This is a genomic window from Paraburkholderia haematera (assembly GCF_905220975.1).
GTDB classification, from domain to species: Bacteria; Pseudomonadota; Gammaproteobacteria; order Burkholderiales; family Burkholderiaceae; genus Paraburkholderia; species Paraburkholderia haematera.
Genome location: NZ_CAJNBK010000010.1, coordinates 203,586 through 218,379, shown reverse-complemented (window position 1 = coordinate 218,379; position 14,794 = coordinate 203,586). Strand labels below are relative to the sequence as shown.

8 protein-coding genes are annotated in these 14,794 nt (G+C 62.9%); 2 read left to right on the top strand and 6 right to left on the bottom strand.

Annotated elements, in window-relative coordinates; translation table 11 throughout:
• Positions 1–221 precede the first annotated feature (221 nt).
• The gene (gene putA, locus KHO23_RS19515; protein ID WP_211612895.1) at positions 222–4,163 is read left to right on the top strand and encodes a trifunctional transcriptional regulator/proline dehydrogenase/L-glutamate gamma-semialdehyde dehydrogenase; all 3,942 of its coding nucleotides are present in this window, start codon (positions 222–224) and stop codon (positions 4,161–4,163) included.
• Positions 4,164–4,252: 89 nt separating this feature from the next.
• Complete coding sequence (locus KHO23_RS19510; RefSeq protein WP_211612894.1) at positions 4,253–5,401, top strand: branched-chain amino acid ABC transporter substrate-binding protein; 1,149 nt, start codon at positions 4,253–4,255, stop codon at positions 5,399–5,401.
• Positions 5,402–5,544: 143 nt separating this feature from the next.
• Here KHO23_RS19510 and KHO23_RS19505 read toward each other — a convergent pair whose 3' ends face one another.
• The 6 genes from KHO23_RS19505 to gcvT form a co-directional block, all read right to left on the bottom strand.
• A complete protein-coding gene (locus KHO23_RS19505; protein WP_211612893.1) occupies positions 5,545–7,263 on the bottom strand; it encodes a thiamine pyrophosphate-binding protein in 1,719 nt (572 codons plus the stop codon).
• Positions 7,264–7,467: 204 nt separating this feature from the next.
• Positions 7,468–8,856, bottom strand: coding sequence for an L-serine ammonia-lyase (locus tag KHO23_RS19500; protein ID WP_211612892.1), 1,389 nt, complete (start codon positions 8,854–8,856; stop codon positions 7,468–7,470).
• 28 nt (positions 8,857–8,884) lie between these two features.
• Positions 8,885–10,015 carry an alginate lyase family protein gene (locus KHO23_RS19495; RefSeq protein ID WP_211612891.1) on the bottom strand — a complete coding sequence of 377 codons (1,131 nt, stop codon included), beginning with the start codon at positions 10,013–10,015 and terminating at the stop codon, positions 8,885–8,887.
• 121 nt (positions 10,016–10,136) lie between these two features.
• A complete protein-coding gene (gcvP, locus tag KHO23_RS19490) occupies positions 10,137–13,067 on the bottom strand; it encodes an aminomethyl-transferring glycine dehydrogenase (protein ID WP_211612890.1) in 2,931 nt (976 codons plus the stop codon).
• 94 nt (positions 13,068–13,161) lie between these two features.
• Positions 13,162–13,542: a glycine cleavage system protein GcvH gene (gcvH, locus tag KHO23_RS19485; RefSeq protein ID WP_211612889.1), complete on the bottom strand. Its 381-nt coding sequence runs from the start codon at positions 13,540–13,542 to the stop codon at positions 13,162–13,164.
• A 65-nt stretch (positions 13,543–13,607) separates the two neighbouring features.
• Positions 13,608–14,726 carry a glycine cleavage system aminomethyltransferase GcvT gene (gene gcvT / locus KHO23_RS19480; protein ID WP_211612888.1) on the bottom strand — a complete coding sequence of 373 codons (1,119 nt, stop codon included), beginning with the start codon at positions 14,724–14,726 and terminating at the stop codon, positions 13,608–13,610.
• Between the last annotated feature and the right edge of the window lie 68 nt (positions 14,727–14,794).

Below are 14,794 nucleotides of genomic sequence, written 5' to 3'. Positions count from 1 at the left end.
TGATAAGGGTAAATGCAAAAAGAATCACGCCAGGGAAAGTACTGATCGCAACCGCCGTCGCCACGCGCAGCGCCATCCGGCGCAAACCCCCGCCGTAGAAGGCTTTCTCGAAGGTGCAACCATGCACGGTGCATGGTTGCACCTTTTTATTGGGAGGCGTACGATTCGCTCAACTTTTAGTCTTTCGCCAGCAATTTAGTCTGGTATCCGAAGAAGGAAACATGGCTAGCACCACCCTTGGCGTCAAGGTCGACGACCTCCTGCGTTCCCGGCTGAAAGATGCCGCCACTCGCCTCGAACGCACTCCGCACTGGCTGATCAAGCAGGCGATCTTCGCGTACCTCGAAAAGATCGAGCACGGCCAATTGCCGCCTGAATTGTCGGGGCACACCGGCTCTGCCGATCTGGCCGACGGCGCCACGGTGGATCAGGAGGAGGACAGTGCATCGCATCCGTTCCTGGAATTCGCGCAGAACGTGCAACCGCAATCGGTGTTGCGTGCGGCGATCACTGCTGCGTATCGCCGTCCCGAGCCGGAATGCGTGCCGTTCCTGCTTGGCCAGGCGCGCCTGCCGGCCAATCTCGCGGGCGACGTGCAAGCCATGGCCGGCAAGCTGGTCGAAACACTGCGTACGAAGAGCAAAGGCGGTGGCGTCGAAGGGCTGATCCACGAATTCTCGCTGTCGAGCCAGGAAGGCGTGGCGCTGATGTGTCTCGCCGAAGCGCTGCTGCGTATTCCCGATCGCGCCACGCGTGACGCGCTGATCCGCGACAAGATCAGCAGGGGCGACTGGAAGTCGCACGTCGGCCAGGCGCCGTCGCTGTTCGTCAACGCCGCGACGTGGGGTTTGATGATCACCGGCAAACTGGTGGGGACCAACAGCGAAGCGAGCCTCTCATCGGCGCTTACGCGTCTGATCGGCAAGGGCGGCGAGCCGCTGATCCGGAAGGGCGTTGACATGGCGATGCGCCTGATGGGCGAGCAGTTCGTCACGGGCGAGAACATCTCCGAAGCGCTGGCGAATAGCCGCAAGTACGAAGCACGCGGCTTCCGCTACTCATACGACATGCTCGGCGAAGCCGCCACCACCGAAGCCGACGCGCTGCGCTATTACGCCTCGTACGAACAGGCGATCCACGCGATCGGCAAGGCCGCCGGCGGCCGCGGCATTTACGAAGGCCCGGGTATTTCGATCAAACTGTCGGCGTTGCACGCACGCTATTCGCGTTCGCAGCAGGAGCGCACGATGAGCGAGTTGCTGCCGCGCGTGCGCGCGTTGGCGATCCTCGCGCGCCGCTACGACATCGGCCTGAACATCGACGCTGAAGAAGCCGACCGCCTCGAAATCTCGCTCGATCTGCTCGAAGCGCTGTGTTTCGATCCGGAACTGGCCGGCTGGAACGGCATTGGTTTTGTGGTGCAGGCGTACCAGAAGCGCTGCCCGTTCGTGATCGAATACATCATCGATCTGGCGCGCCGCAGCCGTCACCGCATCATGGTCCGCCTTGTGAAGGGCGCGTACTGGGATACCGAAATCAAGCGTGCCCAGGTGGACGGCCTCGAAGGCTATCCGGTCTACACGCGCAAGATCTACACGGACGTGTCGTACATTGCCTGCGCGAAGAAGCTGCTCAGCGCGCCGGACGCGGTCTATCCGCAGTTCGCCACGCACAACGCGCACACGCTGTCGGCGATCTATCACCTCGCAGGCAATAACTACTACCCCGGCCAGTACGAGTTCCAGTGCCTGCACGGCATGGGCGAACCGCTGTACGAGGAAGTCACCGGTCGCGACAAGCTGAACCGTCCGTGCCGCGTGTATGCGCCGGTCGGCACGCATGAAACGCTGCTCGCGTACCTCGTGCGCCGTCTGCTGGAAAACGGCGCGAACACGTCGTTCGTGAATCGCATCGCCGATGAAAACGTCGCGATCAAGGACCTGATTGCCGATCCGGCCGACGAAGCCGCGAAGATCGTCCCGCTCGGCGCGCCGCACGCGAAGATTCCGCTGCCGCGCAATCTGTTTGGCGCAGAGCGTCTCAATTCGATGGGCCTCGATCTGTCGAACGAACATCGTCTGGCCTCGCTGTCGTCGGCCTTGCTGGCGAGCGCGCATCATCCGTGGCGCGCCGCGCCGATGCTCGAGGACAACGAGATCGCCGTGGGCGTCGCACGTGATGTGCGGAACCCGGCCGATCATCGCGATCTCGTCGGTACGGTCGTCGAAGCGACTTCGGAACATGTGAGCGCCGCCTTGGCCCACGCAGTTGCCGCCGCACCGATCTGGCAAGCCACGCCAGTCGAAGCCCGCGCCGATTGCCTCGCGCGTGCCGCTGATCTGCTCGAAGCGCAGATGCATACGCTGATGGGTCTCGTGGTGCGTGAAGCCGGCAAGTCGCTGGCGAACGCGGTCGCGGAAATCCGTGAAGCGATCGATTTCCTGCGCTACTACTCGACGCAGATCCGCGACGAATTTTCCAACGACACCCACCGCCCGCTTGGTCCGGTGGTCTGTATCAGCCCGTGGAATTTCCCGCTGGCCATTTTCATGGGCCAGGTGGCCGCGGCTTTGGCGGCCGGCAACACCGTGCTCGCGAAGCCGGCTGAACAAACGCCCCTGATCGCCGCGCAAGCCGTGCGTATTCTGCGCGAGGCCGGCGTGCCGGCGGGCGCGGTGCAACTGCTGCCGGGCGACGGCGAAACGGTCGGCGCCGCGCTGGTCGCCGATCCGCGCACCCGCGCGGTGATGTTCACCGGTTCGACCGAAGTCGCGCGCCTGATCAACAAGACGCTCTCGAACCGCCTCGACCCGGAAGGCAAGCCGATTCCGCTGATCGCCGAAACCGGCGGCCAGAACGCGATGATCGTCGATTCGTCGGCGCTCGCCGAACAGGTGGTCGCGGACGTGCTGCAGTCGTCGTTCGATTCCGCCGGTCAACGATGTTCCGCGTTGCGCGTTCTTTGTCTGCAAGAAGATGTTGCGGACCGCACGCTGGAAATGCTGACCGGCGCGATGCGCGAACTATCAGTGGGCAATCCGGACCGCCTCTCCATCGATGTCGGTCCGGTGATCGACCTCGACGCGAAGCGCGGCATCGACGCGCACGTCGCGGCGATGCGCGAGAAAGGCCGCAAGGTCGAGCAACTGCCGATGCCGGAAGGCGGCGCACAAGGCACCTTCGTGCCGCCGACGCTGATCGAACTCGACAGCATCGACGAATTGAAGCGTGAAGTGTTCGGCCCGGTGCTGCACGTGGTGCGTTACCGCCGCAGCCAACTGGACAAGCTGCTCGAGCAGATCCGCACGACGGGTTACGGCCTGACGCTCGGTATCCACACGCGGATCGATGAGACCATCGCCCACGTGATCAGCCGCGCACATGTCGGCAACATTTATGTGAACCGCAACGTGATCGGCGCGGTGGTCGGTGTTCAGCCGTTCGGCGGCGAAGGTCTGTCGGGCACGGGTCCGAAAGCAGGCGGCGCGCTGTATCTGCAGCGTCTGCTGGCTACGCGTCCGGCAGGATTGCCGAAGTCGCTGGCGCAGTCGTTGATCGCGGATGTGCCGCAAGCCGCCCCGAACGGGGATAATCGCGGCGACAATCCGTCCGCTGCCTTGACGGCGCTGCGCGACTGGCTGATCAGCGAACAGCAGCCGGTGCTGGCGGCACGATGTGACGGTTATCTGTCGCATGTGCCGGCAGGTGCAACTGCGGTATTGTCGGGGCCCACGGGCGAGCGCAATACCTACACGCTGGGCGCGCGCGGCACGGTGCTGTGTATCGCCTCGACGGCAAGCGGTGCGCGTGTGCAATTTGCCGCGGCGCTGGCTACGGGAAATCGCGCGTTGTTCGAGGGCGCGGCGGGTGAACAATTGGTGACGCAGTTGCCTGCCGCGTTGAAGTCTTACGCAAGCGTGAAGAAGAGTGCCGATACGCCGTTCGACGCGGTGCTGTTCGAAGGCGATAGCGACGAACTGCTGGCGCTCGTGAAGGAAGTGGCGAAGCGTCCGGGGCCGATCGTCTCGGTGCAGGGCGTCGCGGCGCGCGCGCTGGAAAGCGGCGACGAGGACTACGCGCTCGAGCGTCTGTTGACGGAACGCTCGGTCAGTGTGAATACGGCAGCAGCAGGCGGTAATGCGAATTTGATGACGATCGGTTGAGCGAACCTCATCGATTACTTCAATAAAACGGAAGCGGTACGGCGACCCCGAAAAACCGCTCCATCCACACCTGGTACCAAGGAGAAGCTATGCAACACAAGATGAAACAGCTGGCAGGCGCAGCACTGGTTGCGGCAATGTCGCTGGCGGGGACGGCCAACGCTCAATCGACGGAAGACGTGAAGATCGGCTTTGCCGGTCCGATGACGGGCGCGCAGGCGCACTACGGTAAGGACTTCCAGAACGGCATCACGCTGGCTGTGGAAGACATGAACGCAACCAAGCCGATGATCGGCGGCAAGCAGGTTCGCTTCGTGCTGGATGCGGCCGACGACCAGGCTGATCCGCGCACCGGTACGACCGTTGCACAAAAGCTGGTGGATGACGGCATCAAGGGCATGCTCGGCCACTTCAACTCGGGCACCACGATTCCGGCTTCGCGCATCTACGCGAACGCGGGCATCCCCGAAATCGCAATGGCGACGGCGCCTGAGTACACGCAACAAGGCTTCAAGACCACGTTCCGCATGATGACGTCCGATACGCAGCAAGGTTCGGTCGCCGGCACCTTCGCGGTGAAGACCTTGGGCATGAAGAAGATCGTGATCGTCGACGACCGTACGGCTTACGGCCAGGGTCTGGCTGATCAGTTCGAAAAGGCGGCGAAGGCAGCGGGCGGCCAGATCGTCGATCGTGAATACACGAACGACAAGGCTGTGGACTTCAAGTCGATCCTGACCAAGCTGAAGTCGGTCAACCCGGACATGGTGTACTACGGTGGCGCGGATTCGCAGGCAGCACCGATGGTCAAGCAGATGAAGCAACTGGGCATCAAGGCTCCGTTGATGGGCGGCGAAATGGTTCATACGCCGACGTTCATCCAGCTCGCGGGTGACGCGGCGAACGGCACGGTGGCATCGCTCGCCGGCCTGCCGCTGGAAGAAATGCCGGGTGGTAAGGACTACGTTGCGAAGTACAAGAAGCGCTTCAACGAAGACGTGCAAACGTACTCGCCGTACGCTTACGACGGCGCAATGGCCATGTTCGACGCAATGAAGAAGGCGAACTCGACCGATCCGGCCAAGTACCTGCCGCTGCTCGCGAAGACCTCGATGCCGGCAGTGACGGCAGCGAACCTCGCGTACGACGGCAAGGGCGACCTGAAGAACGGCGGCATCACGCTGTACAAGGTTGTCGACGGCAAGTGGACGACGCTGCAGAGCGTGGGCGGGAAGTAAGCGGTTTCTCGCATGAGTATGTGAGTGCCGCGCGCAGTTTCGGCGCGGCGCTTGCTGCACAAAAAAGCCCTGCGGTTCACTTGAACCGCAGGGCTTTCTCTTGTGTGCTTTTCACCATGCATGCCGGCCGCAAGGCAACTTCATCACTCCCCTCGGAGCTTCTTCCCCTGCTCCCGAATCTGCTCTAACGTCGCGCCCGGCGTGCTCGCCTCCTGTGGCATGCGAATCTCGATCACCGCTGCACGTTTGGCCTCCATCGAGCGCTGTAACGCAGGCAGAAAATCCTCAGTCCGCTCCACCGTCTCACCATGCGCGCCGAACGACCTCGCAAACGCCGCGAAGTCCGGATTCGTGAGGCCGGTACCGTGCACGCGATTCGGATAGTGCCGTTCCTGATGCATCCGGATCGTGCCGAAGTGGTTGTTGTTCACGACGATGAAGATCACATGCAGGTCGTATTGCATCGCCGTCGCGAGTTCTTGCGCGGACATCATGAAACAGCCATCGCCAGCTAATGCGACGACTGCGCGTTGCGGATACAGCGACTTCGCCGCAATCGCCGCTGGTACGCCGTAACCCATCGCGCCACTGGTCGGTGCAAGCTGCGAGCGGAAATGCCGATACGAGAAATGCCGATGCAGCCACGTAGCGTAGTTGCCCGCGCCGTTTGTGAGGATCGCGTCGTCCGGTAGATGCGCGCGCAACTGCTGGATCACTTCGCCCATTTGCACGTCGCCGGGAATCGGGCGTGGTTTGCGCCACTCGAGATACGCGCGATGCGCTTCTTCAGCCGCACCGGTCCATGCGAGCTTCTCGGAAGACGGCTTTAACGCCGCAAGCAGTGCCGCAAGTTCTGGCATGCCGGAGACGATCGGCAAGTCCGCCGCATAGACGCGTCCGAGTTCTTCCGCGCCTTGATGCACGTGCACAAGCGTTTGTTTGGTCTTCGGAATGTCGAGCAACGTGTAGCCATTCGTGGTTGCTTCGCCCAATCGGGGACCAAGCGTGAGCAGGAGATCCGCATCGCGAATACGTTGTGCAAGCGCCGGATTGATACCGAGGCCGACGTCACCAGCGTAATTCGGATGCTCGTTGTCGAGCGTGTCCTGGAAGCGGAACGCGAGGCCAATCGGCAATTGCCAATTCTCGACAAAGCGTCGCAGGTCAGCACATGCTGCTGGCGTCCAACCACTGCCGCCGGCAATCACCATCGGTCGTTGCGCGGCTTCCAGCAATCGGCGCAACTCTTCCATCTGCGCCGCGGACGGCGACGCCGCCACACGCTTATACCGCGGCGCGCCGGCAACCGCTTCGCACGCGTCGCTCAACACATCTTCCGGCAACGACAACACGACCGGCCCCGGCCGCCCCGATGTCGCCGTGTGAAACGCATGGCTCAAATATTCGGGAATGCGCTTCGGGTCGTCGATTTGCGCAACCCATTTCGCCATCTGACCGAACATGCGCCGGTAGTCGATTTCCTGGAAGGCCTCGCGGTCGAGATGCTCGCGCGCGCATTGACCGATTAGAAGGATCATCGGCGTCGAGTCCTGAAACGCGGTGTGCACGCCGATCGATGCATGCGTCGCACCTGGTCCGCGCGTCACGATCGCGACGCCCGGACGTCCGGTCAATTTTCCGACGGCTTCGGCCATGTTCGCGGCTGCTGCTTCGTGCCGGCAGACGATGGTCTGGATGTGGTCCGTTTCGTCGTGCAGCGAATCGAGCACAGCGAGAAAGCTCTCACCGGGCACACAGAAAACACGTTCGACGCCGTGCGTCAGCAAGGCATCGACAACGAGACGCGCGCCGGTGGTTTGGGCGGCAGGAGAAGCAGAAACGGGAGCATTCGGCAGCGACATTGCGATGAAGCCTCCAGACGGTGCGTGGGTGCAATCGGATGTTGCCGCATCGGCTTGACAAGCGCCGATGGGCGCTTCGACAGCTTACGCTGACAACGCGGCCGATGTCACGGTGCAGCGCAACCGCCCCGCCTGCCAATAGCGAACGCAGAAACGAAAACGCGGGCCGAAGCCCGCGTCATCATTCGCTTTGGAGCGCGGCGTTCAACACTCCACAATATTCACCGCCAACCCACCGCGTGACGTTTCCTTGTACTTCGTCTTCATATCGGCGCCGGTCTGCATCATCGTCTTGATCACAGAATCCAGCGAGACGTAATGTGTGCCGTCGCCGCGTAGCGCCATTCGCGCGGCATTCACGGCTTTCACCGAGCCCATTGCATTGCGCTCGATACACGGAATCTGCACCATCCCGCCGACCGGGTCGCACGTGAGCCCGAGGTTATGCTCCATGCCGATCTCGGCAGCATTCTCGACTTGCTCAGGCGTGCCGCCCATCACCGCCGCGAGCGCACCCGCGGCCATCGAACAGGCCACGCCGACTTCACCCTGGCAGCCCACTTCCGCGCCAGAAATCGAGGCGTTCAGCTTGTACAAAATCCCGATTGCCGCGGCCGTTAGCAGGAAGTCGATCACGCCTTGCTGATTCGAGCCCGGCATGAAACGCGTGTAGTAATGCAGCACCGCCGGAATGATGCCGGCCGCGCCGTTGGTCGGCGCCGTGACCACGCGCCCGCCCGCTGCGTTTTCTTCGTTCACGGCGATCGCGTACAGATTGATCCAGTCGACCATCGAAAGCGGATCGCGCAGCGCCAGCTCAGGATTACTCGACAACGCGCGATACAACTGCGGCGCGCGGCGCTTCACCTGGAACGGACCGGGCAACGTACCGTCTGCAGCCGGGTTATTGATACCGCAACCGCGCGACACGCACGATTGCATCACGTCCCAGATCTTCAGCAGGCCTGCACGCGTCTCTTCTTCCGTGTGCCAGACGCGCTCGTTTTCCCACATCAACTGCGCGATGCTCTTGCCGGTCGATTTGCACAGCGCGAGCAATTCGTTGCCGCTGCGGAACGAATGCGGCAATTGTTCGACGGCGCTCAGCACCTTCGTGTTGGGTGCGCCCGCCGTCACCACAAAACCGCCACCCACCGACAGATACGTCGACTCACGCAGCGTCTCACCCTGTGCATCGAACGCGCGCAGCTTCAGGCCGTTCGGATGCTCGGACAGCGCCTGGCGATAAAACGAAATGTGATCTTTCTGCACGAACGGCACGTCGTGCGTGCCGAGTAGGGCCAGCTTGCGCGACGCCTTCACCGCTTCCAGCCGTTCCACGATCGTGTCCGGATCGACCGTATCTGGCGCGTCGCCCATCAAACCGAGCATCACGCCGCGATCAGTGCCGTGCCCTTTGCCGGTCGCGCCGAGCGAGCCGTACAGATCCACTTTCACCGATGCCGTCGCCCCAAGCAGCCCGTCGCGTTCGAGCCCTTGCGCGAACATCAGCGCTGCGCGCATCGGCCCGACCGTATGCGAACTGGACGGACCAATGCCGATTTTGAAGAGGTCGAACACGCTGACTGCCATTTACTGCTCCCTGCTGATTAAAGTAAGTTTAGCGCGCCGGCAGCGGTAAACACACGGCGAGCCACGCGGGTGGCGTCGGTGCGAGCTGCAGTGCGATCGGCGTATAGCGTCCGTCGAGACGCGCCGCCAGGTGAAACAGTTCTGTCGCGTTTTTCGGATCCCATTGACCCGAATAGCCCGGCAAACCGGCCTCGCGACGTTTGGCATCGAACGGAACGCTCGAATGCACGAATTCTTCATGCGTCTTGCTGCCGTCCGCGTACGGCGTGAGCCAGTTCAGCGCGGCCGCCAGTGAGGCGCCATTCGCCCCCTTTTCCGGCAACCAGTTGCGGTTGTGGCGGCGCGCGGCAAGCGCGGCGGTCACGAGCGGCTGCAAGTCGTAGGTGACGTAGTGCAGCGCGTCGCGCTCGCCGAAATCGAACGTCGAGCCGTCCGGCGCAATGTTGTCGCCGATATGCTCGTCGAACAGGCGCTGCGCCGCGTTGATCATCTTGCGGTTATCCAGCGTGAACGCGGCCATCGCGATCAGCTTGATCCGGTGGCTCTGCCAATTGTTCTTGAACGTGCCCTTGAGCGGCCGCGGTTGCGCGTCGATCTGCGCGATATAGCCGCTCGCGAGCTTCGTCAGGAACGCCATCGATGCGTTGCGCGTTTTCACCGGTAGCGCGCTCGCGGTCATGTCGTAGGCGAGGATCAGGCCTTCGAAATGGGTTTCGTCGATGGGATTAAAGCTCGGCTGATAAGTTGTGACCCACGCATACAGCAAGCGGTCGACCAGCTTCAGATAACGGTCGTCGCTGCTGGCGCGCCACGCGAGCGCTGCGTCGCGCAGCAGATCGAGATCCTTCTCCGCCTCGACGCTTTGATCGTAGATGCCCTCGTGCGGCAGCGTGCCTTCGGTATGCAGTTTCGCCAGCGCATGCGGCGGGTCGTTCAGATGTGCCTGCACATTGCTCACCAGTGCCTTGACACCTGGATCGGCATTCGTGCGCTCGCTGGTTTGCAGCGCGGGCGCCGCACAAAAATTCATCGCCGCCCGTGCCTGCCGCAGCGGCAGCAGCACGGCTGCGCCAGCCAACAACAGCGCGCACCCTTGCCGCCACGTCTGGGTTCGCGTCAATTCGGTCCGGCTTTGCATCAATCGCACCTTTCGCGCCATGCGAAACTCCTCGTTTGGCTGATTCGGTGTGTGATGTTAGCCGTTTGCGGACACAAGCGACAGAACCGCGCAACGCCTGCTTACAACCTTCAGGCGATGCGCGGTTTGCGGCCATGCTGACTTACTCGTAGTCGGCGATCGGCACGCAGGAGCAGAACAGATTGCGGTCGCCGTACACGTTGTCCGCACGGCCAACTGGAGGCCAGTACTTCTTCGCGATCAACGTGGGCAGCGGATACGCGGCGGTTTCGCGCGCATACGCATGCTTCCAGTCGTTGGCAATGACCACCGCTGCCGTATGCGGTGCGTGCTTCAGCGGATTGTCTTCGCGATCCGAGCGGCCTTCTTCCACAGCGCGAATTTCCTCGCGGATTGCGATCATCGCTTCGATGAAGCGGTCGAGTTCTTCCTTCGATTCCGATTCGGTCGGCTCGACCATCAGCGTGCCCGGCACCGGGAAGCTCATGGTCGGTGCGTGGAAGCCGTAGTCGGCGAGGCGCTTGGCGACGTCGTCGACCGAAATTCCGCTGGTTTCCTTGAGCGGACGCAGATCGAGAATGCACTCGTGCGCAACCAGTCCGCCCGGGCCCGAATACAGCACCGGATAATGCGGCGCGAGTTTGTTCGCGACGTAGTTGGCGTTGAGGATCGCGGTTTCGGTGGCGGCCGTGAGGTTCTTCGCACCCATCATCGCGATGTACATCCACGAAATCGGCAGGATCGACGCGGAACCGTACGGTGCGCCCGACACGGCGCCGATACCGTTCGGCGCGCGTTCATAGCCCGATGCAATCTGATTCGGCAGGAATTGCGCGAGATGCGCGCCGACTGCGACCGGACCGACGCCCGGGCCGCCGCCGCCGTGCGGAATGCAGAAGGTTTTGTGCAGATTCAGGTGCGAGACATCGCCGCCGAACTGGCCCGGCGCACACAGGCCGACCATGGCATTCATGTTCGCGCCGTCCACATAGACCTGGCCGCCGTGCGCATGCACGATCTCGCAGATTTCGCGCACGTTCGCTTCGAACACGCCGTGGGTGGACGGGTACGTGATCATGATGGCCGCGAGCTTGTCGGCGTGCTGATCGGCCTTTTTCCTCAGATCTTCGATATCGACGTTGCCTTGCGCGTCACACGCCACGACGACGACCTGCATGCCGGCCATTTGCGCCGATGCCGGGTTCGTGCCATGCGCCGAAGCGGGAATCAGGCAGACGTTGCGGTGACCTTCGCCACGCGACGCGTGGTAAGCGTGGATGATCAACAGACCCGCGTATTCGCCTTGCGAGCCGGCGTTCGGTTGCAGCGACACCGCTGCATAGCCGGTGGCCGCGACCAGCATCTGCTCGAGCTGATCGATCATTTCGCGGTAGCCGACGGTTTGCTCAGCCGGTGCGAACGGATGGATCTGACCGAATTCGGGCCACGTGACCGGCAGCATTTCCGAGGTCGCGTTCAGCTTCATCGTGCACGAACCGAGCGGGATCATCGAGCGGTCGAGCGCAAGGTCCTTGTCCGACAGGCTGCGCAGATAGCGCAGCATTTCCGTTTCAGAATGATGACGGTTGAACACGTGGTGCGTGAGGTACGCGCTGGTGCGTTCGAGCGCGGCCGGCACGGTGCTCTCTGCGGGGAGTTCTGCATCGAGGGCGTCGATTTGCGGGACTTCGTCGACAAATGCCGCTTGGGCGAACGCTGCGAGCAGATCGGCCAGATCGCTGCGCGTGGTGGTTTCGTCGATCGAGATGCCGACGCGCGTGTCGCTCACGCGGCGCAGATTGATGCGCTTGGCCGTCGCAGCGTCATGCAGCGCCTGGGTGCGTGCACCGGTTTCGAACGTGAGCGTGTCGAAGAACGTGTCGTTGACCAGCGTGTAGCCGAGCTTCTTCGCGCCGGCTGCGAGCAATGCGGCGATACGGTTCACACGCAGCGCGATCGTCTTCAGACCGTGCGGGCCGTGATAGACGGCGTACATGCTGGCCATGATCGCGAGCAGCGCCTGCGCGGTACACACGTTCGAGGTCGCCTTCTCGCGGCGGATATGTTGCTCACGCGTTTGCAGCGCTAGACGCAGCGCCGGATTGCCTTGCGCGTCGACGGTCACACCGACGAGACGGCCCGGCATCTGACGCTTGAATTCGTCGCGCACGGCGAGGTAAGCCGCGTGCGGGCCGCCGAAACCGACCGGCACACCGAAACGCTGCGTGTTGCCGACGGCCACGTCCGCGCCCCATTCACCCGGCGGCGTCAAAACGGTCAGCGCGAGCAGGTCGGCGGCGACCACCACGTGGCCGCCCGCCGCGTGGATTGCATCAGCGAGCGCGCGGTAGTCGCGCACATCGCCATTCACGCCCGGGTATTGCAGCAGCACGCCGAACGCATTCGCGTTCGCGGCTTCCGCTGCCGGCCCCACTTTCACTTCGATGCCGACCGGCGTGGCGCGCGTCTTCACCACTTCGATGGTTTGCGGCAGCACGTCGTCGGCGACGTAGAACACGTTCGACTTCGGCTTGCCGACGCGTTGCAGCAGCGTCATCGCTTCAGCGGCAGCGGTGGCTTCGTCGAGCAGCGAAGCGTTCGAAATCGCCAGACCCGTCAGGTCGACGATCATTTGCTGGAAATTCAGTAGCGCTTCCAGACGGCCCTGCGAGATTTCCGGCTGATACGGCGTGTACGCGGTGTACCACGCCGGATTTTCCAGCACGTTACGCAGGATCACCGCCGGCGTGTGCGCGTTGTAGTAGCCCTGCCCGATGTACGAGCGGAACACCTGGTTCTTGTCGGCCAGCTCACGCAGCGCGGCGAGCGCTTCCGCCTCGCTCTTCGGCTGCACGAAGGGGCCGAGCGGCAGTGCTTCGCTGCGGCGGATCGTCTTCGGAATGACGGCGTCGATCAGCGCGGCGCGCGACGCGAAGCCGAGGGCTTCGAGCATGGCATGCTGGTCGGCCGAATCCGGGCCGATGTGCCGTTCCGCGAAGGCATCATGCACTTCGAGCGCGGCGAGCGAGAGAGGAGTGCGGTTCATCAGACGATCCGGGTGTTCGAGCTTCATGAGGTGTTCCTGCCGGTGCGGGCGTCCGTTCGACGGTTGAATCGGACGCGCCGCGCCTGTCGGGTTTAAACGTAATGGTGCAACTTGCGGTGAATCAGGCGCCGATCGACTTCGAGTATGCGTCTGCGTCGATCAGGCGATCCAGCGATGCGTCTGCGGCCGGCTTGATCTTGAAGAGCCAGTTGTCGTACGGCGCGCTGTTGACGCCATCCGGCGTGTCGGCGACGGCCGGATTCGCTTCGATGATTTCGCCCGAAACCGGTGCGTAGATGTCCGAGGCGGCTTTCACCGACTCGATCACGGCGACGGTGTCGCCGGCGCTTACGGTCTTGCCCAGTTCCTGGACTTCGAAGAAGACGATGTCGCCGAGCGCTTCTTGCGCGTGGTCGGTGATGCCGACCGTCAGCGTGCCGTCCGCTTCGGTGCGGACCCACTCGTGCGATTCGGTGTATTTCAGATCGGCCGGGATGCTCATCGGATGCTCCTATGCGGTGTGATTCGTTAAAAGCTTAAAAGGGGGCTGACGCACGCGCCGGCTGCTTAAACTGCGAGCACTTTGCCGTTGCGCACGAACGGCAGTTTTACCACGCTTGCGGGAACGTTTTTGTCACGAATCTGGACGTGAACGGTGTCGCCCGGCTGCACGCCTTTCGGCACGCGCGCAAAGGCGATCGATTCCTGCATCGTCGGGGAAAAAGTGCCGCTGGTGATTTCGCCTTCGCCCTGCGGCGTGACGACTTTCTGGTGAGCACGCAGCACGCCTGCTGCCTTGCCGTTTTCCTTCAGCAGGATCAGACCGACGAACGCGGCCTGCGAGCCGTCGGCTTCGAGCTTGCCTTTGCCGACGAAGTCGCGGGGCGTTGTCAGATCGACGGTCCAGGCGAGGCCGGCGTCGAGCGGCGAGACGGTGTCGTCCATATCCTGGCCGTACAGGTTCATACCGGCTTCGAGGCGCAGCGTGTCGCGCGCGCCAAGACCCGCAGGGCGCACGCCTTGTGCCTGCAGGGCGTTCCAGAGCGCTGCGACGTGATCCGCCGGGACGATGATTTCGAAGCCGTCTTCGCCGGTGTAGCCGGTGCGGGCGACGGTGAGTTCGCCGAACGGCGTGTCTTCGATCCGTGCGGCATTGAACGGCTTCAGGGCTTCGGTGGCGGCGCGTGCGGCCGGCACGGTTTGCCAGACTTTTTCGCGGGCATTCGGGCCTTGCACGGCGACGATCGCGTAATCGCGGCGCGGCGTGATGGTCAGGCCGAAGCTACCTTCGGCGTTGAGCTGGCCGAACCAGGCGATGTCTTTGTCGGCGGTGCCGGCATTGACGACAACACGGAAATGATCTTCGCCGAAGTAGTAGACGATCAGATCGTCGATCACACCGCCATTCGGGTTCAGCAGACAGGAGTAGAGCGCGCGGCCCGGCGTTTGCAGCTTGGCGACATTGTTGGCCAGCGCGAATTCGAAGAAGGCGCGCACGCGCTCGCCGGTGAAATCGACGACGCACATGTGCGAGACGTCGAACATGCCGGCGTCGGTGCGCACGGCGCGGTGTTCGTCGATCTGCGAGCCGTAGTTGACGGGCATGTCCCAGCCGCCGAAATCGACCATGCGGGCGTTGAGCGCACGATGGGTGGCGTTGAGCGGGGTGTGTTTGAGTTCGGTCATGGGGCCTCAGGCGTCTCGCGAAACAAAAAAGGCCATGCGGCGCTACGCCTCGCGGCTAATGCCTGCGA